Source organism: Mycobacterium sp. NGS18 (genome assembly GCF_059813185.1).
On the sequence record NZ_JCALEC010000008.1, the window covers coordinates 103751 to 126184 of the forward strand.

Annotated in this window: 23 protein-coding genes; 11 read left to right on the forward strand and 12 right to left on the reverse strand. The window is 66.4% G+C overall.

The genetic code is table 11. The annotated features are described in order from the left end of the window. Positions 1–89: 89 nt before the first annotated feature. Complete coding sequence (locus tag AC5Y31_RS16125; protein WP_065025781.1) at positions 90–1724, forward strand: fatty acyl-AMP ligase; 1635 nt, start codon at positions 90–92, stop codon at positions 1722–1724. A 96-nt stretch (positions 1725–1820) separates the two neighbouring features. On the opposite strand, the gene pth is transcribed toward AC5Y31_RS16125, so the two are convergent. The 12 genes from pth to AC5Y31_RS16185 form a co-directional block, all read right to left on the reverse strand. Then, positions 1821–2405 carry an aminoacyl-tRNA hydrolase gene (pth, locus tag AC5Y31_RS16130; RefSeq protein ID WP_065025780.1) on the reverse strand — a complete coding sequence of 195 codons (585 nt, stop codon included), beginning with the start codon at positions 2403–2405 and terminating at the stop codon, positions 1821–1823. A 12-nt stretch (positions 2406–2417) separates the two neighbouring features. Beyond that, entirely contained in the window at positions 2418–3053 is a 636-nt protein-coding gene (locus AC5Y31_RS16135) for a 50S ribosomal protein L25/general stress protein Ctc (RefSeq protein ID WP_065025779.1), read from the reverse strand. Positions 3054–3189: 136 nt separating this feature from the next. Next, positions 3190–4062, reverse strand: a complete 873-nt coding sequence (locus AC5Y31_RS16140) for an oxidoreductase (RefSeq protein ID WP_499981531.1) — start codon at positions 4060–4062, stop codon at positions 3190–3192. A 29-nt stretch (positions 4063–4091) separates the two neighbouring features. Continuing rightward, the gene (locus AC5Y31_RS16145; RefSeq protein ID WP_065025777.1) at positions 4092–4355 is read right to left on the reverse strand and encodes a hypothetical protein; all 264 of its coding nucleotides are present in this window, start codon (positions 4353–4355) and stop codon (positions 4092–4094) included. Then, the gene (locus AC5Y31_RS16150) at positions 4355–4726 is read right to left on the reverse strand and encodes a heme-binding protein (RefSeq protein ID WP_499981533.1); all 372 of its coding nucleotides are present in this window, start codon (positions 4724–4726) and stop codon (positions 4355–4357) included. Before AC5Y31_RS16150 ends, AC5Y31_RS16145 begins: the two co-directional genes overlap by 1 nt. Positions 4727–4785: 59 nt before the next feature. After that, complete coding sequence (locus tag AC5Y31_RS16155) at positions 4786–5448, reverse strand: LpqN/LpqT family lipoprotein (protein ID WP_499981534.1); 663 nt, start codon at positions 5446–5448, stop codon at positions 4786–4788. Then, complete coding sequence (arsC, locus tag AC5Y31_RS16160) at positions 5445–5789, reverse strand: arsenate reductase (glutaredoxin) (RefSeq protein ID WP_064855050.1); 345 nt, start codon at positions 5787–5789, stop codon at positions 5445–5447. Before arsC ends, AC5Y31_RS16155 begins: the two co-directional genes overlap by 4 nt. Then, positions 5790–6770 (reverse strand): ribose-phosphate diphosphokinase, encoded by a 981-nt coding sequence (locus tag AC5Y31_RS16165; protein ID WP_065025775.1) that lies wholly within the window; start codon positions 6768–6770, stop codon positions 5790–5792. Positions 6771–6879: 109 nt separating this feature from the next. Beyond that, positions 6880–8346: a bifunctional UDP-N-acetylglucosamine diphosphorylase/glucosamine-1-phosphate N-acetyltransferase GlmU gene (gene glmU, locus AC5Y31_RS16170; RefSeq protein WP_065025871.1), complete on the reverse strand. Its 1467-nt coding sequence runs from the start codon at positions 8344–8346 to the stop codon at positions 6880–6882. A gap of 137 nt (positions 8347–8483) precedes the next feature. Further along, entirely contained in the window at positions 8484–9209 is a 726-nt protein-coding gene (locus tag AC5Y31_RS16175; RefSeq protein WP_499981536.1) for a GAF and ANTAR domain-containing protein, read from the reverse strand. Between the two features lie 166 nt (positions 9210–9375). Further along, on the reverse strand, positions 9376–9870 hold the full coding sequence (locus AC5Y31_RS16180; RefSeq protein ID WP_499981537.1) for a PAS domain-containing protein: 495 nt from the start codon (positions 9868–9870) through the stop codon (positions 9376–9378). Positions 9871–10743: 873 nt separating this feature from the next. After that, positions 10744–11418, reverse strand: coding sequence for a TetR family transcriptional regulator (locus AC5Y31_RS16185; RefSeq protein WP_499981539.1), 675 nt, complete (start codon positions 11416–11418; stop codon positions 10744–10746). Between the two features lie 598 nt (positions 11419–12016). Here AC5Y31_RS16185 and AC5Y31_RS16190 point away from each other — a divergent pair. The 10 genes from AC5Y31_RS16190 to AC5Y31_RS16235 all read left to right on the forward strand — a co-directional run bounded on the left by AC5Y31_RS16190 (position 12017) and on the right by AC5Y31_RS16235 (position 22423). Beyond that, positions 12017–12316, forward strand: a complete 300-nt coding sequence (locus AC5Y31_RS16190; protein WP_064855046.1) for a PE family protein — start codon at positions 12017–12019, stop codon at positions 12314–12316. A gap of 25 nt (positions 12317–12341) precedes the next feature. Continuing rightward, positions 12342–13793 (forward strand): PPE family protein, encoded by a 1452-nt coding sequence (locus AC5Y31_RS16195; protein WP_499981540.1) that lies wholly within the window; start codon positions 12342–12344, stop codon positions 13791–13793. Positions 13794–13887: 94 nt separating this feature from the next. Then, positions 13888–14184, forward strand: coding sequence for a WXG100 family type VII secretion target (locus tag AC5Y31_RS16200; RefSeq protein ID WP_301631168.1), 297 nt, complete (start codon positions 13888–13890; stop codon positions 14182–14184). A 22-nt stretch (positions 14185–14206) separates the two neighbouring features. Continuing rightward, positions 14207–14491, forward strand: a complete 285-nt coding sequence (locus AC5Y31_RS16205; RefSeq protein WP_064853237.1) for a WXG100 family type VII secretion target — start codon at positions 14207–14209, stop codon at positions 14489–14491. Positions 14492–14669: 178 nt separating this feature from the next. Continuing rightward, a complete protein-coding gene (locus AC5Y31_RS16210; RefSeq protein WP_499981543.1) occupies positions 14670–16340 on the forward strand; it encodes a sugar transferase in 1671 nt (556 codons plus the stop codon). Between the two features lie 67 nt (positions 16341–16407). After that, positions 16408–17697 (forward strand): beta-ketoacyl-[acyl-carrier-protein] synthase family protein, encoded by a 1290-nt coding sequence (locus tag AC5Y31_RS16215; RefSeq protein ID WP_499981544.1) that lies wholly within the window; start codon positions 16408–16410, stop codon positions 17695–17697. A 127-nt stretch (positions 17698–17824) separates the two neighbouring features. Next, positions 17825–19321, forward strand: a complete 1497-nt coding sequence (locus AC5Y31_RS16220) for an AMP-binding protein (RefSeq protein WP_499981546.1) — start codon at positions 17825–17827, stop codon at positions 19319–19321. Then, on the forward strand, positions 19318–19539 hold the full coding sequence (locus tag AC5Y31_RS16225) for an acyl carrier protein (protein ID WP_499981547.1): 222 nt from the start codon (positions 19318–19320) through the stop codon (positions 19537–19539). Before AC5Y31_RS16220 ends, AC5Y31_RS16225 begins: the two co-directional genes overlap by 4 nt. Further along, complete coding sequence (locus AC5Y31_RS16230) at positions 19536–20924, forward strand: flavin monoamine oxidase family protein (protein ID WP_499981549.1); 1389 nt, start codon at positions 19536–19538, stop codon at positions 20922–20924. The genes AC5Y31_RS16225 and AC5Y31_RS16230 overlap by 4 nt, the downstream gene beginning before the upstream one ends. Continuing rightward, positions 20921–22423 carry a KamA family radical SAM protein gene (locus AC5Y31_RS16235; RefSeq protein ID WP_499981551.1) on the forward strand — a complete coding sequence of 501 codons (1503 nt, stop codon included), beginning with the start codon at positions 20921–20923 and terminating at the stop codon, positions 22421–22423. The genes AC5Y31_RS16230 and AC5Y31_RS16235 overlap by 4 nt, the downstream gene beginning before the upstream one ends. The last annotated feature ends 11 nt before the right edge of the window (positions 22424–22434 follow it).

Here is a 22434-nt window from a genome sequence, read left to right on the forward strand (position 1 = left end):
GCGCGCGCCTCTCGCGAAGTGGTCTCCAGCAGGTGGAACATGAAATTTCAGCCCGTTGGCAAAGTACCGGTGCCGGCTAGGAGGCCGTCGTGAGCAGGTTTACCGACAACATGTTCCGCAGCGCACGCGAATCCACCAAGGGCATGGTCACCGGTGAGCCGCACGAGCCGGTCCGGCACACCTGGGCCGAAGTTCACGAGCGCGCTCGCCGCATCGCCGGCGGACTGGCCGCGGCCGGCGTCGGGCCAGGCGATGCGGTCGGGGTGCTGGCCGGCGCCCCGGTGGAAATCGCCCCCACCGCGCAGGGTGTGTGGATCCGCGCCGCCAGCCTGACCATGCTGCACCAGCCCACCCCGCGCACCGACCTGGCGGTCTGGGCCGAAGACACCATGACCGTCGTCGACATGATCGACGCCAAGGCGGTGATCATCTCTGACCCGTTCCTGGCCGCGATGCCGGTGCTGCAGGAGAAGGGCCTGAAGGTCCTGACCGTCGCCGAGCTGCTGGTGGCCGACCCGATCGACCCGGTGGAGGCCGGCGAGGACGACCTGGCGCTGATGCAGTTGACGTCGGGATCGACGGGTTCGCCCAAGGCCGTGCAGATCACCCACCGCAACATCTACTCCAACGCCGAGGCGATGTTCATCAGCGCCGAGTACGACGTCGAGAAGGACGTCATGGTCAGTTGGCTGCCGTGCTTCCACGACATGGGCATGATCGGCTTCCTGACGGTGCCGATGTACTTCGGTGCCGAGCTGGTCAAGATCACCCCGATGGACTTCCTGCGCGACACGCTGCTGTGGGCCAAGCTGATCGACAAGTACAAGGGCACCATGACCGCGGCCCCGAACTTCGCCTACGCGCTGTTCGCCAAGCGGCTGCGCAAGCAGGCCACGCCGGGCCAGTTCGACCTGTCGACGCTGCGGTTCGCGCTGTCGGGCGCCGAACCGGTCGAGCCGGCCGACGTCGAGGACCTGATCGACGCCGGCAAGCCGTTCGGGCTCAGCCCGGCGGCGATCCTGCCCGCCTACGGGATGGCCGAGACGGTGCTGGCGGTGTCGTTCTCCAAGTGCGGAGCGGGACTGGTGGTCGACGAGGTCGATGCCGATCTGCTGGCCGCCCTGCGCCGCGCGGTGCCGGCCACCAAGGGCAACACCCGGCGGCTGGCCTCACTGGGACCGTTGCTGGAGGGCATCGAGATCCGGATCGTCGACGAGCACGGCGCCTCGTTGCCGCCGCGCGGGGTCGGCGTGATCCAGCTGCGTGGCGAGCCGGTGACCCCGGGTTATCTGACCATGGCGGGCTTCCTGCCGGCACAGGACGAGCACGGCTGGTACGACACCGGCGACCTGGGCTACCAGATGGAGGACGGCCACGTCGTGGTCTGCGGCCGGGTCAAGGACGTCATCATCATGGCCGGCCGCAACATCTACCCGACCGACATCGAGCGGGCCGCCGGCCGGGTCGATGGCGTGCGGCCGGGCTGCGCGGTCGCGGTGCGCCTGGACGCCGGGCACTCCCGCGAGACGTTCGCGGTCGCGGTGGAGTCCAACGCCTGGCAGGATCCCGCCGAGGTGCGCCGGATCGAGCATCAGGTGGCCCACGAGGTGGTCACCGAGGTCGACATGCGGCCCCGCAATGTGGTGGTGCTGGGGCCGGGCAGTATCCCCAAGACCCCGTCGGGCAAGTTGCGTCGGGCCAACTCTGTCGCCCTGGTCACCTAGTTTTTGCCGCGAGCAGACACGAAGGCCCCTAAATCGGTCGCGATTTAGGGGCCTTCGCTGGGGGTACCTCCCGCTTGCGGGGGACTGGTCGCGCAACTAAGGCCAGGCGTGCACGACGTTCTGCGCCGGCTCCAAGCCCAATTCGATCAGTAACTCGGTGGCGTCGGCGGCCTGCTCGCAGATCGTCGGCACCTCCTCGCGCTCACGGGAACCGAACGCCTGCAGCACGAACGCCGCCGGGTCCTGGCGCCCGGGCGGCCGGCCGATTCCCCAGCGGACGCGCTGAAATTCTTTGCTGCCCAACACCGTTGCGATGGAACGCAGCCCGTTGTGGCCGCCTTCGCCGCCGCCCTGCTTGAGCCGGATCCGGCCGAAGTCCAGGTCCAGATCGTCGTGGATCACCACCATGCCGGCCGGCGGCACCGAGTAGAACTTGGCCAGCGGACCCACCTGGCGGCCCGATTCGTTCATGTAGCAGCGCGGACGGGCCAGCACCACCGCACGTCCGCTCAGGCGCCCGGTCGCCACGTCGGCACCGGAGCGCTTGTGCAGCTTGAACCCCGAGCCGATCCGCTCGGCGAGCAGGTCGACGACCATGAAGCCCACGTTGTGCCGGGTGCGGGCGTAGTTCGGCCCCGGGTTGCCCAGGCCGACCACCAGTACCGGCGGTGACTCGGCCACGCTGTGCTCGGTCTACTCGGCCTCGGGGGCCGGGGCTGCGCCGCCTTCGGCGGCAGCTTCCGCACCCGCCTCTTCCTCCGACGGCTCCTCGACAACCTTGGGCTCGACCACGTTGACCAGCAGCAGCTCGGGGTCCGAGATCAGGCTCACGCCCTTGGGCAGCTCGAGCTCGCCGGCGGTGACCTGGGTGCCGGCCTCGGCGCCCTCGATCGAGATGGTCAGCTGCTCGGGAATCGACAGCGCCTCGGCCTCGATCTCCACCACGGTGGCATCCGACGTGACCAGGGTGCCGGGGAACGATTCGCCCTCGAGCACCACGTTGACCTCGACGATGACCTTCTCGCCACGCTTGACCACCAGCAGGTCGGCGTGCTGAATGGTGCGACGGATCGGGTGGATGTCCAGCGCCTTGGTCAGCGCCAGCTGCTCCTTGCCGTCGATGTCGAGGACGAGCACCGCGTTGGTGCCGGAGTTCCGCAGCACGGCCGCGTAGTCGTGGGCGGGCAGCTCCAGGTGCTGCGGCTCGGTGCCGTGGCCGTAGAGCACCGCGGGGACCTTGCCGTCGCGGCGGGCCCGGCGAGATGCGCCCTTGCCGGTCTCGGAACGCACCGCGACGGTGAGCTGGTTGGTGGTCGGGGCCTTGGCCATCGTTACTCCTGTGGTTGCTACGGCGTGCAGGGGCACGGCCAGATCGCGATAACCACCCTAGGAGGTCCTCGCCGATAACGGCGGCCGAACTGGCCGCCCTCGCCGTGACGCCTGGTCAGGCTAGCGCACCAGCACCTCAGAGCGGAAATTGCACCCCGGTGAGCTGGGCGGACAGCTCCCACAGCGCGGCGGCGGTGGCGCCGCGCTTGGCGAGCAGGCTGCGGCCCACCGAGCCGGTGCGGCCGAGGAAGGCGAAACGCGGCCCGACGAAAGTGTTGCCGGACAGCTCCTGCGAAGCCGCATACAGGGTCTGGCGCGCACCGAAATCGGGGCTGGTGGCCAACAGGCCGTTGCCGATCGTGCGCATCAGCGCATCGCCGATCCGATTGCCGGTGTGGCCTTGCAGGTTGGTGCTCGAATACCCGGGGTGGGCGGCCAGCGCCAGCAGCGGTGAGCCGGCCGCCACCAGCCGGTGCTGCAGCTCGCTGGTGAACAGCAGATTGGCCAGCTTGGATTGGCCGTAGGCCAGCCACGCCGAATACCGCCGCGACTCCCAATTCAGGTCTTTAAGGCTGATGTAGCCCATCTGGTGCATGAACGACGACACCGTCACCACCCGGTCGGTGAGCTTGGGCAACAACAGGTTGGTCAGCGCGAAGTGGCCCAGATGGTTGGTGCCGATCTGGCTCTCGAACCCGTCGACCGTGGTTGCGTAGGGCACCGCCATGATCCCGGCGTTGTTGATCAGCACGTCGACGGCCGGCGTCTCGTCGGCGAAGCGCCGCACTGAGGACAGGTCCGCCAGATCCAGAGCCCGCACCGTCACATCACCGGGCATGCCCGCCGCGGCGGCCTGACCTTTGGCGGTGTCGCGGACCGCCATAGTGACGCCGGCTCCCGCCCGGGCCAGCTCGCGGGCGGTCACGGCGCCCAGTCCGCTGTTGGCACCGGTGACGATGACGGTGCGGCCGGAGAACGACGGGAGATCAGCGGCGGTCCATGCGGTCATGGCTGCAACCTTAATGACCGTCGCACGGCTCAGTGGCAGTTGTTGGTGTCGATCCAGCGGCCGTTGTAGCCGACGCACGTCTGCGGCGGGGGCGGCGGCGGTGGCGGCACGTCCTCGGGCAGCGGGGCGTAATAGGCCGGCGGCGGCGTGAGGTCGGTGCAGGTGCTGACATGGACGCGGCGGCCCACACCGACGCAGACGTCGGCGGCAGCGGTGCCGGCGGGCGTGATCACCGCGGCTCCCGGCAACGCGCCCAATGCCAGTGCTGCGGCGGCGCAGATCCGGCGGGGCATCACTGCCCCAGGAGGGGGGAATCGGCCTCGGGCAGTCCGCAGCGGCTGCGGAAATCGACCAGCGGCCGGCGGATGCCGAGCAGGTCGGCGTGTGCCTGCGCATTGCCGTCGAAGTAGTCGCGGACGGCGTCGGGCACCTCGTTACTGGGCCGGTCGTGCAGGCCAGTGTAGAACGCGTTGACGTCGGGATGGGCGAACAGGTAACCGGAGGTCGACGCGGCGACGCCGGCGGCCACGTCGGCGAGGTCGGCGGCGGTGCAGCCCGGCGGCGGGTCGGCCATCGCCGCCGACGGTGCCAACAGGCCTACGGCGAGTGCGGCCACGCCGACACCACAGCGCAGCACTGTCGAACGGATGGGGGCACGGGCCATGGCAGAACTCCCTTTCAGCTGGCCCGCTGCACGTTAGCAGCCGCAGACGCCGTGGGGGGTCACTTCGCGGCGACGGTGAACCCGTTCATGATCGCCTCGACGTCGGCGGCCTGTTTGGGCGCCTCGTCGTGGAGGCCGGTGATCGCCAACTGCACCAGGTAGCGCTGGTCGGCCGGTGCCGAGCCGGTGGCCATCACCATCCGGAACCAGCTGTGCAGGCGCTGACCGTTCATCTCGTAGGTGCCCTGCACCATCGACGACGGGAAGCCCTGGTAGTCCTCGTTGGAGGCGTCCAGCAGCCGGAACTTGGGCGACAGTTGGGCGTCGACCACACCATGTTTGATGGCCTCGTGCGAATCGAAGTTGCCGTCGAGTTTGACCGCGCTCAGGATCGCCCGTGGAAACGTCTCGCCCTTGCCGATGACCAGTGTGGTCTTCGGCAACGTCGGGCTCTCCTTCTTGGTCCAGCCCGGCGGCGTCGGGATCGACACGGTCAGGTCGGTCAGTGCGTTCGGGGCCACCGCCTCGGCGGCTACCCCCTGGTCTTCCAGGTAACGTCCGACCGTCACCGGGGCCTGCGGTTCCTCCGACGTGGTGGTGGTGCTGCCGTTATCCCAAATAGATTGGTAGTCCGGCGTTTTGGTGCCGCAACCAGCCGCCGCTGCAGCCAGTGCCGCGCACGCCAGCGCTGCGGTGCACGCCAGGGCCGCCCGGCGGATCACAGGATCTCGCGGACCGCGTCAATCGGGCGGGCCAGCCGGGTTCCGTTGTCGGTGACGACGAACGGCCGCTGGATCAGAATGGGGTGGGCGGCCATCGCGTCGAGCAGTTCGTCGTCGGAGGCATCAGCCAGGTTCAGTTCGGCGTACACCGCCTCGCCGGTGCGCACCGCGTCGCGCACACCGATGCCCGCGGCGCTGATCATCTCCGCCAGCTCCGCACGCGACGGAGGGTTCTTCAGGTACTCCACGATCGTCGGCTCGATACCGTTGTCGCGCAGCAGTTCCAGCGTCTTGCGCGAGGTGGAGCAGCGTGGGTTGTGGTAGATGGTCCCGTCGGTCATTCAGGCGTCTCCGTTGAAAAGTCCGGTGACCGAGCCGTTTTCGAACACCGCTCGGATGGTACTGGCCAGCAGCGGGGCGATCGAGAGCACGGTCAGCTGCGGGAACACCTTGTCCGCGGTGATCGGCAAGGTGTTGGTGACGATCACCTCGCAGGCACCGGAGTCCGCCAGCCGCTCGGCGGCCGGCTCGGATAGCACCCCGTGGGTGGCCGCGATGACGACGTCCTTGGCGCCGTCCTCGCGCAACAGGTTCACCGCCGCCGCGATGGTGCCGCCGGTGTCGATCATGTCGTCGATCAGCACGCAGGTCTTTCCGGCGACCTCACCGACGACGCGGTTCGACTTCACCTGGTTGGGCACCAGCGGGTCGCGGGTCTTGTGGATGAAAGCCAGCGGCACCCCGCCCAGCGAGTCCGCCCACTTCTCGGCGATGCGCACCCGGCCGGAGTCGGGGGAGACCACCACGATGTCGGAGTCGCTGTAGTTCTCCCTGATGTAGCCGATCAGCAGCGGCTGGGCGCGCATGTGGTCGACCGGGCCGTCGAAAAAGCCCTGGATCTGGTCGGTGTGCAGGTCCACCGTGACGATCCGGTCGGCGCCGGCGGTCTTGAGCAGGTCGGCCACCAGGCGAGCGGAGATCGGCTCGCGGCCCCGGTGCTTCTTGTCCTGGCGGGCATAGGGGTAGAACGGCAGGATCGCGGTGATCCGCTTGGCGCTGCCCCGCTTGAGTGCGTCGATCATGATCAGCTGTTCCATCAGCCACTGGTTCAGCGGCGCCGGATGGGACTGCAGCACGAAGGCGTCGCAGCCGCGCACCGACTCCTCGAAGCGCACGAAGATCTCGCCGTTGGCAAAGTCGCGGGCGGTCTGCGCTGTGACCGGGACGTCCAGCTCTTTGGCGACCTGATCAGCCAACTCCGGGTGCGAACGACCAGCGAAGAGCATCAGGTTTTTGCGGTTGTCTGTCCACTCGTGGCTCACGCGCTGCCCCCGCCGTTGGAGATCTGGGAAAATGGTCGAGTTAACTCGGGCCTTATGGTACGTAGCCCGACGTGTGATTTCGCCTCGGGTTGCCGCAACGCGACCAACCTCACGATGATCGATCCGGTTCATCGCCGCTCGCCTGGGCCTTTTCGGCCGCCTCGGCGGCGGGGCTGCCGGGGCGCTTGTGCTGCACCCAGTTCTCGATGTTGCGCTGCGGGCCGGCCGAGACCGCCAACGCACCCGGCGGCACGTCGTCGCGCACCACGGTGCCTGCGCCGGTGTAGGCGCCGTCGCCGATGCTGACCGGCGCGACGAACATGGTGTCCGAGCCGGTGCGCACGTGCGAGCCGACCGTGGTCCGCCGCTTGTTCTGGCCGTCGTAGTTGACGAACACGCTGGACGCGCCGATGTTGGAGTGCTCGCCGATGTCGGCGTCGCCGACGTAGGTCAGGTGCGGGACCTTGGTCCCGGTGCCGATGGTGGAGTTCTTGGTCTCGACGAACGCGCCCAGCTTGGCGTCGGCGCCCAGTGCGGTACCGGGCCGCAGATAGCTGAACGGTCCGACCGCCGCCCCGGCTCCGATCGAGGAGGAGGCGGCGTGGCTGCGGATCACCGAGGCACCGTCGCCCACCGTGACGTCGGTCAGGGTGGTGTCCGGCCCGATCTCGCAGTGCGCCCCGATCCTGGTGGTGCCGAGCAGCTGGGTTCCGGGTGCGACGGTGGTGTCACGCCCGATGGTCACCTCCACGTCGATCCAGGTCGTGGCGGGGTCGACGACCGTGACACCGGCGCGTTGATGGGCGGCGATGAGCCGGCGGTTGAGTTCGGCGGCCAACGCGGCCAGCTGCACCCGGTCGTTGACGCCGGCGACCAGGGCGGCGTCGTCGACATGCCGGGCGTGCACTGCCTGGCCGTCCCCGCGCACGATGCCGATCACGTCGGTCAGGTACAGCTCGTGCTGGGCGTTGTCCGAGCCCAGCCGGCCCAGCGCTGAACGCAGCGGCGTGATGTCGAAGGCGTACACCCCGGCGTTGACCTCGCGGATCTCGCGCTGCGATTCGGTGGCGTCGGCCTGTTCGACGATCGCGGTCACCTCACCGTCTTGGGTATGCAAAATTCGCCCGTAACCGGTGGGGTCGGCCATCGTGGTGGTCAGTACGGTGACCGCGGCCGGGGCATTGCGGTGGGTGTCGACCAGCGTCGCCAAAGTGGCGCTGTCCAGCAGCGGTATGTCGCCGGAGGTGACGACGACGGTGCCCGCGAAGTCCTCCGGCAGCGCCGACAGGCCGCACAGCACCGCGTGCCCGGTGCCCAGCTGCTGGTCTTGCCGGGCGATGTCGATGCGGCAGTCCAGGGCCTGCGCCAGTTCGGCGACCGGGCCGGCGATGCGTTCGTGAGCGTGGCCCAGCACCACCACGAGATGGCGGGGGTTGATCCCGGCGGCCGCGCGTAGGCAATGCGACAGCATGCTGCGCCCGCCCAGGGTGTGCAGCACCTTGGGGGTGTCGGAGACCATCCGGGTTCCGGCGCCGGCCGCCAAGACCAGGACCGCCGATTCGACGTGGTTACCCATCAAGCCTCCCCCGGCTGTCCGCCGTGAGTCTGTGTTCGCCGACGCGCCGCTCAGCGTGTCAGTATCCGTGTGCTCCCGCGGAAGCGTCGCAGGCGCGGTCGGTCCTGGGAGCGACGGCGGTCCTGACCCCGTCGAGGTTAGATTGCCTGGTCGAATATAGCGACCGTGTCGGCGCCGTCGACCACGGCGTGAGCGAGTTCGGTCAGACGCTGATTAGTGCGGCGGGCATGTGCGCGCAAGAGTGTGAAGGCCCGCCCGATGTCGATATGGCCGCGTTCGGCCAGAACGCCCTTGGCCTGCTCGATGACCACTCGAGAGTTCAGCGCTGTCTGCAACTGTTGATTGATCAGTTCCGAATGCATCAAAATCCGTTGCTGTACCAGGCCGATGGTCGCCACGTCCGCCAAAGCCTGAGCCACCGCTATGTCGGTGTCCGACATAGGACCCGCTTGTGAGACGAATAAGTTCAGGACGCCGATGCGTTCGTCACGAAGTCGGAGCGGCAGTGCTGCCGTCGTGCGAAAGCCGCATTCGATACTGAGTGCGGTGAATTCCTGCCGGCACGATTGCTCCACTGTGAGATCGTCGACGAAGAACGGCTCGCCCGTGCGGAATGCATGTGCCCATGGGCCGTTGTCAGTCTCCCGTTGCAACGACTCCAGAAGCCGGCTCTGTTCGCCGCTGACGGCCACCACATTCAGCCTGCCGGTGGTGTCGCTGAGCATGATGCCGGCCGCCGCGACCGGCAACAATGACAATGAACTGTCGCTGAGTTGCTGCGCCAATTCAGCGGCGCCGTAATCGGCGACCATGGTGTCAGCCAAGCGGACGAATGCCTGCGCCAGGCGTTCGCAATAGGTCATACACACCCCCTCCCCGGAACGGATTTTACCGAAAAGGAATTTGTTTGACCGCCTTGCCAAGCGGTCGCCGATATCCTCCGGTCGACGTTCGAGGACGCCAATGCCCGCGGGGAAGGAATCCGCTCGGTCTGCATTTGTGACCACCACCGTTCGGCTATGCGTTCGGCTATGGCTCGTTGGTCCACAGACTCTCGGTCAGATCGTCGAGCGTCGCCAAAAAGGCCGAATCGTCGGCCGGCCATAGGACCGATCTGCTCATTCTTGTTCGTACGATCCAGCCGTCCGCATGGGTGAATCCAATGATGCGGGAATGGCATTCGTCGAGCTTTGTCATCGCATCGGCCGCCGGTGCATCGGGAATGAGGTCCGGCAGTGTCATCGACATCAACGCTTCGGTAGTGAAGCCGAGCAACGCGGCGAATGCCGGGTTCGCGAAGAAGATGGCGCCGTCACGGTCGACCGCAAGCGCGGGAACCGGCATCCGCTCGAGCAGGACCAGCGCCGGCAGCTCCTTCAGCCGTTCCGCTGGCGTCTGGAGTCCCCTACCGCTGTGCCGATACCAGCGCTCGCGCCCATAGCCAGGCTGGCCGTTGCGGCGGTTGATCTGGTGCGGTCGGCCCCGAACCCATCCGGTGGGATCGAGCGTCGTCAGCCGGGGCAACTCCAACGCATATTGAGCAACTACTCCCGCCACCGGGGCGGGCCCGGCAATGAGTGGAGGAGTACGCCGCCACCGCGCTCGATGCGCAGTCCCCTTGGGCCAGTGTGTGAGAAATTGAACCATAAGGCCGCCCCCGCCATCCCTGCACATCCGACGCCGACCGGGGGCCTGGGTAGCGTTGCTCAAATTACCGGACCGCCCATGCTCGACGCAATGGTTTTCGGTTTCCCTTTCGAGCGCGTCAGCGAATCCCGATGCCCGGCATCTGCCTACCGTGCAATTAGGTCGTCGCCCGACGTAATTTTTGCCCAACCACTTGCGCACCATAGGTTTCGCCGATGAGCGACTCGCTGACCTCGTGCGGATCGAGATCCGCCCGGAGGACGCCCTCGGAGGCCGCAACCCGGACCGGAGCGGTCATTTCCTTTCATCCAGTTGGTGCAGACGTTTGACGCCGATTCATTGAATCATCCTGAGGAACAGCCAAATTGGTGAGATGTTGGGGCCACTCAGTTGGAAGTGAGGAGTTCGGCGGCCACGAATATGTTGTGAAAGCCGCTTTCTGACAACGGATCAGCGGTGGCGAGACTGGGGGCGCTGGGGCCGGTGCGCGCGCCGGCGAGCAGCATGCGCAGTTCTTCCTTGGCTATCCACGCCGACAGGATCTGGCCGCTGCCGAATCCGTCGATGATTGCGTTCCGCCGCGGCGTAAATCACTTGTCCAACAGAGGTTCCCGTAAGGTAGCCAGACGATGACGGCGGGCCAATTCCGAGACTTCTTGGCGTCCAAGCGATCCCGCTTCGCACAGGTAACCGGCGGCGCACCTCGGTTGCTGCGTCGTTGGCGAGTCTGACCAGCGGTGGGCGGGCCTGTTAACTGGGATCGCGCGGAGCTGAGGTCTTGTTGATCGCCAGGGCAGTGCGTCGGCGGATGAATTGGTGGAAATACTCGGTCCGATCCGGCCGTATGATGCCGGTCAACACGACGATCCAGGTTCTCTCCAGGTCGAGGAGGAACTCTTCCGGGTTGTCCAGATTGCCGGTCTGGCGCAGGCCCGCGTACAACGCCACGAACATGCGCGCGATGTCTTGCGGGTCGCACTGTTCAATGATGTCGCCGTCGGTGGCCGCGCGTGCGGCAATGGACGCGAGCCAGTCCATCCAGCGCCCGAACAACTGGACCTGCAGGCCCTCGAATCGGCCGACCGACTCGAGTAGATGCAGGCTCGCTCTGGCGGCATCTTCCGTGAGGTCCTCGACGGCAATGAGGTAGAAGGAGTCGATGAGGGTCTCAAGCCCAGAAAGTCTGCGGGCGACCAGGTCCTCGATCACCGCGATGTAGTTGTCGATCTGCTCGGTGATTACCGCCAAGGCCAGGGCATGCTTGGAGTGGAAGTGGAAATACAGTGCCCCCTTGGTCAATTCGGCTTCCGCCAAGATGTCGTCGAGGCCGACTTGGTGGTATGCGCGCATCGCGAACTGGTGCGATGCGGCACGCAGGACCTCATACCGCGTCGCGTCCGCCGGCTTGTCGGTCGTACCGGTCACGGTCGAACCTCACGCGGTGCCCCGGGTGAAGAGTGATCGCGGCGCGGCCTCGCAGTCGCCGGCTTCGCCACCTGCATGGTCGGAAACGCTACCGGGCGGTTTCGAGGGCTACGGCTGGCGACACGGACCGGCGCCCAGGTGGAGTATTCGCCACGATGCTGTTCGACCATCCACGCACATCGTCCTCCCGAGGACATACTCATGGTAACTCGTCAGGCTAGAAATCATACTCTTAGAATGTTACGGGTTGTTGGGTGCAAGGAATTCAGGCTGATCGAACGTGTGCTCGTGGCCGCTCGGCGACCCTCGCGGCGATGGCACTGCGGCTCCTGCGCCGGGCGAACCGCATGGCAGGAGGGGTGATGCGCTGGTGGGGGCTACTTCGACGGGCGTGACGTCATGTCACCGGCGAGGGAGACTTCAGGTAATCGACTACTCTAGACAGCATCCTAAAGGTACGTAATATCGCCCTCACGCAACGAATCGGTTTGTCGGCTGTCGGATCGCAGTCGCTGGGGCGGGATCGCCGTATGCGCGATGTGCGGCCCCAGAGGCGGCAACTGCCGATCAAGCCCATGGGAAGCGTGAGGAGAAGCACATGTCCTTCGTAACTGCACAGCCGGATACGTTGGCGTTGACAGCTAGCACCCTCCAGGCTGTCGGCTCTTCGGTAACGGCGAGTAATGCGGCCGCGGCCGCCCCCACCACCGGGGTGGTGCCGGCGGCTGCCGACGAAGTATCCGCGCTGACGGCGGCACAGTTTGCGGCTCACGCGCAGATGTATCAAGCGGTGAGCGCCCAAGCCGCCGCAATCCACGAGATGTTCGTGAACACGCTGGGCGTCAGCGCCGGTTCGTATGCGGTGACTGAGGCCGCCAACGCGGTTGCGACCGGCTAAAGAGGCAGCAGGTGTAGCCATGGCCATGGATTTCGCGGCTTTACCACCAGAAGTCAACTCCGGACGCATGTATGCCGGTCCGGGGTCTGGCCCGATGCTTGCGGCGGCCTCCTCCTGGGATTCGCTGGCCGCGGAGTTGCAGTCCGCGGCGGCCGCCTACTCGTCGGCGATATCCGATCTGACCAGCGAGGCATGGGTGGGACCCTCGTCGACCACAATGGCGGCCGCTGCTGCGCCCTATGTGACGTGGCTAAACGACACGGCCGCACAAGCCGAGCAGACGGGCCTGCACGCGAAGGCAGCGGCGGCCGCCCATGCGGCGGCGTTCGCGATGACGGTGCCACCGCCGGTGATCGCCGCCAACCGCGTTCTGCAGGCCAGCCTGATCGCGACGAACATCCTGGGCCAGAACACCCCGGCAATCATGATTACCGAGGCGCACTACATGGAAATGTGGGCTCAGGACGCCACCGCGATGTACGGCTACGCTGGAGACTCGGCGGCCGCATCGACCCTGACGCCGTTCACGCCGCCGCCGACCACGACCAGCCCGGCCGGCGTCGGTAACCAGGCTGCCGCGACCGCACAGGCCTCCGGGACCTCGGCCGGGACCGGGCAGGGATCCATATCGCAGCTGATCACCTCTTTGCTGAACAGCTTCGCATCACCGGGTACCTCCCCGACCGGCCTCGCCGCGGCGCCGACACCGACGCCCACGCCCACGCCCACGCCGACGCCGACGCCCACCGGCGGTGGCCTCTTCGGCTCGATCGACCCCTCAAGTCTCATGCAGAGCATGGCTTCTCAGTACGGCTTCCTCCCCGGGCTGTTCGGCATGTTCATGGGGGCCAACGCACTGGGGCCGCTCATGGCGACCCCGATGAATATGGCTCTGACCTCTGCGGGCGCGTCAGCCGCCGCGCCGATCGCCGGCCTGTCGCCCATCGCTGGCTTGCCGGGTATTGCCGCCATGCCGGGCATGGCGGCGGGGTCCCTGGGGGGAATGGCCGGCGGGGGGGCGCTGTCGGCGGGTCTGGCATCGAGTGTGGGCGCGGCAACCTCGGTCGGCGCATTGTCGGTGCCGCCGACCTGGGCCGTCGCCGCGGCGACACCGTTGGAAGCACTGGCTCCGGCGGCCCTTCCGATGGCGATGTCGGCCGGCGAAATGGGCGGCGTCGGAATGGTCGGCGCCCCAATGTTCCTGAGCGCGTTACCCCGCGCCGCGATGGCGGCAAGCTCAAGTGGCCCGGTAGCTGTCGCCGGGTTGGGCTCTGCCGCAAGCAAGTACGACCCGCCCCTCAAGGTGGTCTCCCGGCCGGCCGCGGCCGGGTACGCCGCCGAATCGACCGACCCGCCGATCACCAAATACCGCTACCCGACTGTCGACGGGTATTCGCTCAACGGGCACACGCCCGCCGGCTACCGGGCGGCGATCGTCTACTTGCCGATCACCGGCGACGAACCGGCCACCGTATGACGGGCCGGGAAAGCCCCGCGCGCTCCAGCGCGGTCAGATCCGCCGGACGCAACAACCAACTGTCACTTAGACAACCGCAAGGTAAGGAGATGAAATGCCAACACGTTTTATGACCGATCCGGACGCGATGCGTTCGATGGCGGGCCGGTTCGATGTGCACGCCCAGACCGTCGAGGATGAGGCCCGCCGGATGTGGGCGTCATCGACCAACATCTCCGGCAGCGGCTGGGGTGGCCTGGCCGAACGCACGTCCTACGACACGATGGGCCAGATGCAGAACGCGTTCCGCAACATCGTGACCATGCTGCACGGCGTACGGGACGGCCTGGTTCGCGACGCCAACAACTACGAGCAGCAGGAAACTGCCTCGCAACAGATATTGAGCAGCTGAAAGTAATTGGGAGACGAGTGCTATGACGATCAACTATCAGTTCGGTGACGTCGACGCTCATGGTGCGCTGGTGCGTGCCCAGTCGGCCTCTCTCGAGGCAGAGCATCAGGCGATCGTGCACGACGTGCTGGCCGCCGGAGACTTCTGGGGCGGCGCAGGCTCGGTGGCCTGTCAGGAGTTCATCACCCAGTTGGGACGCAACTTCGCGGTCATCTACGAGCAGGCCAACGCCCACGGCCAGAAGATTCAGACCGCGGGCAACAACATGGCCAGCACCGATGCGGCCGTCGGGTCCAGCTGGGCCTAGCGGCACCGAGCCGAACCCGGAGACATCTGATGGCCGTGTTGTCAGCCGTAACCGCAGAAGCCCGGGTGCCGACGGGATCGGCCGGGATTCGCTACCGACTCGCTGCTGCCGAGCTCGGTGAATCCCGCCGGGTCGGCGGCACGCGGCGGGGACGGGTTGTCGGAGTGGGGGACCGACCGTGACGACCGGTTACCGCGCGGCCGATACTCAGGGGCTGTTGCAGCGGGCTGAAGCTCCGCCTCGGCGCCACCCGCCCGTCGAGCACCCGGACGTCGCATCCGCCGTTCTGCGTCCGGCGGTGAGCGGTTGGAATCAACGGCTGCGCTCCCAGTCGGTAGTCAAACCCAGAGGGGCCGAACTTGATTCGTCGCGCACCGAGCCCCTTGACTACTTCGCGACGCTGTCTCTTCGGGCACGATGGCAGCACCGGTACGGCAATTGGCTGCTGGTCTCCGATGGCATCGTCGTGAGTGTTGTTGTGGTGGCGGCGCACATTCTGCGGTTCGGCAACATGACGAGCGGCAGCCTGTGGACGGGGCACACGTCGGTTTCCTACTTGGCCGTCTCGGTGCTGATCGGGTCGATGTGGGCGCTGGCGCTGACGATTTATCACACCCGTGCACATCAAGTGATCGGGGCCGGCCCCGAGGAGTTCCGTCGGGTGTGGACGGCGACGTTGTCACTGTTCGGAGCCATCGCCGTCGTCTCGACACTGTTCAAACTCGACATCGCTCGCGGCTATCTTGCGGTCGCGTTTCCGCTCGGACTACTCGCACTTTCGGTAAATCGCCACCTGGCCCGGAGGTATATCGCAGGGCAGCGCCGCAACGGCCGATTCATGACTGCCGTGCTGGCCGTCGGCGGGGCTGAATCGGTCACAGACCTTGCGCAGTCGCTGGCACGGCATCCGGCTGACGGTTACACCGTGGTCGGTGTCTGTACCCCCGGAGTTCCCCAGGACGAAGACTTCACGCTTATCGTTCCCGGACTCGGTCCGCTGCGGGTATTCCCCTACGAGGCCGACATCCGATCCGCCATCACGGCATCGCAGGCTGACACGGTCGCATTGACCTCGTCAGGGGAGTTGGGGCCGGAGGGAATCCGCGATCTGTCATGGCAATTGGAGAAACTCGGCGTTGATCTCGTCGTCTCTCCGGGCATCGTCGATGTCGCAGGTCCGCGACTTACCGTGCGGCCGGTGGCCGACTTGCCGCTGATTCACGTGGACAAGCCGAAATACCACGGAGCCAAGCGCTTTCAGAAGCGGGCGTTTGACGTCTGCTTTTCACTGGCGGCGCTGCTGGCGGCATCGCCCGTCATGGTGGTTGCCGCGCTGGCGGTGAAGGCGACCAGCCCGGGACCGGTGCTCTATCGGGCGGAACGCATCGGCCTCGATGGCGTGCCGTTCCGCATGATCAAATTCCGCACTATGGTCGACGGTGCCGACCGCAGGCTGACGGAGGTGGCCAGTCTCAACGACAGCGTCGGCGGGGTGCTGTTCAAGGCTCGCGAGGATCCCAGAATCACCAGAGCGGGAAAGGTTCTGCGTAGGTACAGCATCGATGAACTCCCGCAGTTCATCAACGTCCTTCGTGGCGAAATGAGTGTGGTCGGCCCCCGGCCGCCACTGCGATGTGAAGTTGAGACTTACGACCATAGGGTCCGTCGTCGGCTGCTCGTGCGTCCGGGCATCACCGGACTGTGGCAGGTCAGCGGCCGATCTGATCTGTGCTGGGACGACTCGGTGCGGTTGGACCTGTCTTATGTGGAGAACTGGTCGATGCTCAACGACTTGGTGATCGCCGCGAAAACGATCGGGGCGGTCTGCGGCGCGAACGGCGCATATTGATCCCGCAATAAGTCATCCCAACAACGATTCTGCCGCTGAAAGCGAACACCGGACGGAAAGGTGGGCCATGCGTCGAAATGCGTTCCCGCAAGCGGTGGTAACCGGGATCGGCCTTGTCACACCGGTCGGTCGCGGAATCGATGACTTCTTCGCTGCATTGTGCGCTCCGACCTCCGGCCTGGTACGCCCACCAGCGGGGCACTTCGCGGCAGGCTTGGTCGACGCGGTCGGTATCGCCCCGCAGATCGACGCCTTCAATGTGCTTCCCGACAACGATGCGGTTGTGGCAGACCGCTTCTCGGTGACCGCATTGGCTGCTGCCGATGATGCGATCGCAGATTCCGGCATCAGGATCGGTGTCGATGTCGACCCGTTGCGGGTCGCAGCGGTCATAGCCTCGGCCACCGGCGGCATGGAAACGTTCGAACGGCAGGCGATCATGCAGCACAACCGCGGGTTCGACGCGGTGGACCGCCACCTGTTCAACGGATTTCTGCCGAACATGGCGGCGGCCCGCATCGCCATCAAACACGGTATCCGCGGACCGAGCTTCGCGATCGCTTCGGCATGTACGGCCAGCGCGCACGCGATTGCCGAGGCGTTACGGATGATCCGTGCGCGGGACGCCGACGTGGTGATCTGCGGTGGCACCGAAGGCCCACTGGGGCCCACCGGCCTGGCCGGGTTTCGCAACGCCGGCGCACTCGCCACCGGATGGGCCGAACCGGCCGCCGCGAGCAGGCCGTTCGACACCGACCGTAACGGCTTCGTGACGGCCGAAGGCGGCGGCGTACTGGTGATCGAACGTGGCGATCTCGCCGATGCGCGCGGCGGCAGCGGATACGCCGATCTGATCGGCTGTGGCGCCACAAGCGATGGCTACCATCTGGCAATTCCGCGACCGGATGCCAGTGGCATCGCCGACAGCATGCGCCTCGCGTTGCGCAACGCGGGTGTCGTACCCGCCGAGATCGGCTATCTGAATGCCCACGGCACCAGTACCCGAATCGGTGATGTCACTGAGGCAAAGGCCATCCGCGCGGTCTTCGGCGAACGCCAGCCAATGGTGAGTTCGACGAAAGGCGTCACAGGGCATCTCCTGGGCGGGGCCGGCGTGGTCGAGGCAGCCGCAACCGTGCTCGCATTGGCGCGCGAGCAACTCCCGCCGACGATGAATCTGGACGCGCCGGACAGCCGGTGCGATCTCAACCACCTTCGCGACCACGCGGTCGCGAAGTCCGTTGAGATCGCGATGTCCAACTCGTTCGCCTTCGGCGGGCACAACGTGTCCCTGGTCTTCGGCGCCGTATCTACCCGCCGTCGGCGCGAAGCCCCAGTTCCGGTCGAGGAGGCCTGAGGTGGTAGCAGCGTATTCCGGTCGGCCAGCGGCCGATGCCTACGAGAACGACGAGGAAGCCATGACACACACCATCTTCTCCGACGCCGACATCGCCTTCGCGGACACCGCCGGGGTCGGCGAGGTGATGGCCGACTTCGCCGCCGCGGCGCGACATGCGGCTGACCTCCCGGCCATCGTGCACAACGGGAGGGCTATCACCTATCGAGAACTTGCGGCACGGGTCTGCCGTACCGCGTCGCGCTACCGGCGGCGTCGATCCGCCGCGGAACGGCCGGACGCTCTGATCGGCGCGCTGGTCTCGCCGACACCCACCGTGGCGGAGCACCTGCTCGCGATGCTGCAGTCCGGCGAAACCTACTGCCCGATCGACGCGGCTCTGCCCGCCGGGCGGAAGATGGCGCTCGCCGCGGCACTCGGGGTCGACCGTCTCGTGACGCTGGCCCCCGAACACTGCGGGGTGACCAACCTGCGGCTCCAAGACCTTGACGAGACCCCGGTCGCCCGGGGGGACCTTTCGTGGGAGCAGGACCATCCTGCATACATACTGTGCACCTCGGGCTCTACCGGGGCGCCGAAACCGGTGGTGATCTCCCAGCACGCACTGGCAGTCACGGTGCGCATGCTGCGGCGGTTATTCGCGCTCACCCCCAACGACCGGGTGCTCCAATTCGCCTCGCTGGGCTGGGACACCTGCCTGGAAGAGATGTTGCCGGCACTGACCGCCGGCGCCGCAGTCGTTTTCGACGACGCGGCACACTCGGGCTCATTCCCGCGTTTCGTCCGCATGGTGGCGGCGCGCGGCATCACGGTCCTCGATTTGCCGACGGCGTTCTGGCACGAACTGGTGCTCTTCTTGCACGAGGAACGCGAGACCTTGCCCGACTGTGTCCGGCTTGTGGTGATCGGTGGCGAGCGGGTCGATCCAACCCGGCTGCGGCAGTGGCGGAATCTCGACAAGGGACAGGTGATGCTGCTCAACACTTACGGGTGCACCGAGACGACGATGGTGACGCACGCGGTCCGGCTGAGTGGCCCGGGCACCGAACGGGGTGTCGCGGATCACGAGGGCGAGGTACCGCTGGGGCGTCCCTTGGCGCATGTGCGCGATCACGTCAGTGACGAGGGTGAGTTGCTGGTGGCGGGACCCAACCTGGCCACCGGATATCTCGGCTTGCCGGAGCTCACCGCGATCGGCTTTCCGGTTGCTGACTACGGCTTCGGGCCGACCCGATGGTTTCACACCGGTGACATAGTCGTTCGCCGCGATGCCGGCTTGCTGTATCCGCGGGGGCGCATCGACGACCAGGTGAAAGTGCTTGGCGTGCGGGTCCATCCGGCTGAGGTGGAAGCGCAACTACAAACCCATCCTGCGGTCACGGGTGCGGTCGTGGTCGGAGAGCGGAGGCTCGGGCACATGACGTTGTGTGCGTACGTGGTCGCGGCATCCGATACTACGTCGGCCGAGTTGAAGCGACATCTGCGTGAGCGCCTGCCCGCGCAATTCGTACCAAGTCGAGTGCAATTCGTTGCTGCCCTGTCCTATACGAGCAGCGGAAAGATCGATCGGGCAGCGACACGACAGGCTGCAACCGATACCCAAAGTAGAGGAGTACGTCGATGAGCGCTGATTTCATCGTCCAGGTCTTCCGCCGCATTCTCGATACCGCGGAAGTGGATACCGATTCCGACTTCTTTGAACTCGGGGGCGATTCACTGCTGGCCACCCGGGTGCTCAGCGCGATCGCCCGGGAATTCGGGACAGAACTGATGTTTGAGGACTTCGTCGATGATCCCTGCGCGGACGGACTTTTTGCGAAAGTCGCAGGGGCGACGCGATGAACGGGGCAGCTTCGCGGGTTGTCGTGGTGGGCGCCGGTCTGGCCGGGCTGACCGCAGCGGTCGAACTGGTCGCGGCCGGGGCGGAGGTCACCGTTTTGGAGGCGCGTGATCGGGTAGGCGGCCGGACACACGGAGTTCCGGTGGCCGACACCGTCGTCGCCGATGCTGGCGCCGCGTACCTGGGTGTTCGGCACACCGAACTGCTTGCGCTGCTGCGCAAACACCGACTCGGTCTGGTCCCCACCGGGATGGCCGGAGACAGCACCTTCCTGATGTTCGACAACCGCACGACCTCTGCGAATCGGATGCCCCCGCTGCGCGGCGTCGCGCTCGGCAAGTTGTTCGACCGGCTCGAGGAACTCGTCGGCCAAATCGACGCCGAGGCGCCATGGCGGAGCCCACGAGCCGAATACCTCGACCAGATCACTGCCGGTGACTGGATGGACGATCAGGGTGTGCATCCGGATGCGCGCACCTTCTTTCCACTGTTCATCGGCGAGATGATGGCGGCTGACCCATCCGTGATCTCCGCATTACACATGGCCTTCTACTTGCGTTCCGGCGGTGGAATCCGCTATCTCAACGCCTTCGAGGGCGGCGCCCAGCAATGGCGGATCGACGGCGGCGCTCATCGGCTGTGCGCGGCGCTCAGCCAGCGGCTCGGTCACCGAGTACTACTGGAGCATCCGGTGTATGCGATCAGCCAAAATGCCGACGGTGCCGTGGTGCGGTGCGTTTCGGCGGCTGACCGCGCCCGACAGGATTATCGAGCTGATCGGGTGGTGGTCGCAGTCCCGCCACTGTTGGCGCAACGCATCGAGTTCCGGCCGGCCCTGCGGACGCCGCGCGCGACGGAGGCGACCCGCCCCGGTTGCGCGACGAAGGTGCACCTGACTTTTCCGGCTCCGCTATGGCGCAAGCACGGATTGTCCGGATGGTCGCTGAGTACCAATGGGCCGCTGCTGTCGACCGTCGACGATTCCCCGCCAGACGACTCCGCCGGGGTGCTCACCGGCTTTGTGACCGGCGCCGCGACCTCGTTGTTCGGCGAATTGTCGTCAGCCAAGCAACGTGACGCTGCAGTCGCGCACGTGCACCGTCTTTTTCCACAGCTGCCGGCGCCGACTCGATGCACCGTCACCGACTGGCCGGCCGAGAAGTACAGCAAGGGAGGATATGCCGCCCTTTTCGGTCTCGGCGACTGGCTGCGCCTCGGCCCGGCCCTGACCACACCGCATGGCCGAGTCCACTGGGCGGGAACCGAAACCAGCTTGGAGTTCTTCGGTCTGATGGAGGGGGCCATCAGGTCGGGGCGGCGGGTGGCCGCCGAACTGATTCACGCGGCCGAACCGTCGACCGCGCCGCCAGAGGTCGTGGCCCGATGACCGCGCTCGAAGAATCGGTTCCTGCCGAATTCATGCCCGCCACCGATCAGCCGTATAACTATGTGCGCAAACGCTTGTCCGAGCCGGATTGGTGCCGTTTCCCCGGCTGGGCGAAAGTCACCGAGGCGCAGTGGCGCGATGCGCAGTGGCAACGGGCGCACTCGGTGAAGAACATCAAAGAGCTGCGTATGGTGACGGGTGACCTGCTCGAGGAATGCTTCTATGCCGACCTGGCCGCCGATCAGCAGCGGCGCGCCACCATGTCGATGCTGCTGCCGCCGCAGATGCTGAACACCATTGCCCCGCACTGCGTGCCCGAAGGCGGCGGGCTCACCGATGCGTTCTACGCCGATCCGATTCGGCGTTACATGTTGCCGCTGTTCAGCGATCGTGACGTGGAGTGGGGATCGCATCCCTACGCCCAACGAGACTCGTTGCACGAGAGCGAGATGTGGGTAGTGGAGGGCTTGACTCATCGCTATCCGACCAAGGTACTCGCGGAACTGGTGGCAACCTGTACGCAATACTGCGGGCACTGCACGCGGATGGATCTGGTCGGCAACTCCACGCCGACGGTCAGCAAAGCCAGGCTGGGCCTGCGCCCTGATGACCGGCAAGGCCGGATGTTGGACTACTTGCGCGCGACACCGACCGTCCGGGACGTGGTGGTGTCCGGCGGGGACGTCGCGAACATTCCCTGGCCCCGGCTGGAATCGTTTCTCATGCAGTTGCTCGACATCGACACTATCCGTGACATCCGGCTGGCGACCAAAGCGCTGGCCGGGCTGCCGCAGCACTGGCTGCAGGCCAAGGTGCTCGAAGGAGTCGCCCGCACGGCGCGCGTTGCGGCCGACCGCGGAGTCAACCTGGCGATGCACACCCACATCAACCATGTGCAGTCGGTGACGCCGCTGGTCGCGGAAGCGACGCGAGCACTGCTCGACGCCGGGCTGCGAGACGTGCGCAACCAGGGAGTGTTGTTGCGCGGGGTGAACACCACCGCCGACGACCTGCTGGACCTGTGCTTTGCGCTGCAGGGCGAAGCGAACATCCTGCCGTACTACTTCTACATGTGCGACATGATCCCCAACGCCGAACACTGGCGGATCGCACTGGGAGATGCGCAACAACTGCAGTCGGCGATCATGGGTTATCTGCCGGGCTTCGCGACGCCGCGGCTGGTATGCGATGTGCCCTACGTCGGCAAACGGTGGGTCCACCAGGTGGTGGAATACGACCGGACGCTGGGCATCTCGTACTGGAGCAAGAACTACCGCACCGGTCTGGATGCCATCGATGTCGATGCCTTCAATCAGGTCTACCCGTACTACGACCCGATCGACAGCTTGCCCGCGGCCGGGCAGGAGTGGTGGCGGAGCAACGGCGAATGCGCCACGCATTTCCGGCAGAACGGCTCAGGCGGCCCGGGTGCGGTCGCACCCACCGCGATTGCGCCGCAGCGGCCTAGCGCAGCGTTTTCCGTGAAACCCCAGATCTGATCCTGGCCTGC

Excerpts from the sequence above, each read along its gene's own strand:
- AC5Y31_RS16145 (WP_065025777.1), bottom strand. The coding sequence starts at position 4,355 with ATGCCCCGCCGGATCTGCGCCGCCGCAGCACTGGCATTGGGCGCGTTG.
- AC5Y31_RS16140 (WP_499981531.1), bottom strand. The coding sequence starts at position 4,062 with ATGACCGCATGGACCGCCGCTGATCTCCCGTCGTTCTCCGGCCGCACC.
- AC5Y31_RS16175 (WP_499981536.1), bottom strand. The coding sequence starts at position 9,209 with ATGACCTATTGCGAACGCCTGGCGCAGGCATTCGTCCGCTTGGCTGAC.
- arsC (WP_064855050.1), bottom strand. The coding sequence starts at position 5,789 with ATGACCGACGGGACCATCTACCACAACCCACGCTGCTCCACCTCGCGC.
- glmU (WP_065025871.1), bottom strand. The coding sequence starts at position 8,346 with ATGGGTAACCACGTCGAATCGGCGGTCCTGGTCTTGGCGGCCGGCGCC.
- AC5Y31_RS16150 (WP_499981533.1), bottom strand. The coding sequence starts at position 4,726 with ATGGCCCGTGCCCCCATCCGTTCGACAGTGCTGCGCTGTGGTGTCGGC.
- AC5Y31_RS16220 (WP_499981546.1), top strand. The coding sequence starts at position 17,825 with ATGGCCGACTTCGCCGCCGCGGCGCGACATGCGGCTGACCTCCCGGCC.
- AC5Y31_RS16235 (WP_499981551.1), top strand. The coding sequence starts at position 20,921 with ATGACCGCGCTCGAAGAATCGGTTCCTGCCGAATTCATGCCCGCCACC.
- AC5Y31_RS16230 (WP_499981549.1), top strand. The coding sequence starts at position 19,536 with ATGAACGGGGCAGCTTCGCGGGTTGTCGTGGTGGGCGCCGGTCTGGCC.
- AC5Y31_RS16225 (WP_499981547.1), top strand. The coding sequence starts at position 19,318 with ATGAGCGCTGATTTCATCGTCCAGGTCTTCCGCCGCATTCTCGATACC.
- AC5Y31_RS16195 (WP_499981540.1), top strand. The coding sequence starts at position 12,342 with ATGGATTTCGCGGCTTTACCACCAGAAGTCAACTCCGGACGCATGTAT.
- AC5Y31_RS16190 (WP_064855046.1), top strand. The coding sequence starts at position 12,017 with ATGTCCTTCGTAACTGCACAGCCGGATACGTTGGCGTTGACAGCTAGC.
- AC5Y31_RS16215 (WP_499981544.1), top strand. The coding sequence starts at position 16,408 with ATGCGTCGAAATGCGTTCCCGCAAGCGGTGGTAACCGGGATCGGCCTT.
- AC5Y31_RS16205 (WP_064853237.1), top strand. The coding sequence starts at position 14,207 with ATGACGATCAACTATCAGTTCGGTGACGTCGACGCTCATGGTGCGCTG.
- AC5Y31_RS16200 (WP_301631168.1), top strand. The coding sequence starts at position 13,888 with ATGCCAACACGTTTTATGACCGATCCGGACGCGATGCGTTCGATGGCG.
- AC5Y31_RS16135 (WP_065025779.1), bottom strand. The coding sequence starts at position 3,053 with ATGGCCAAGGCCCCGACCACCAACCAGCTCACCGTCGCGGTGCGTTCC.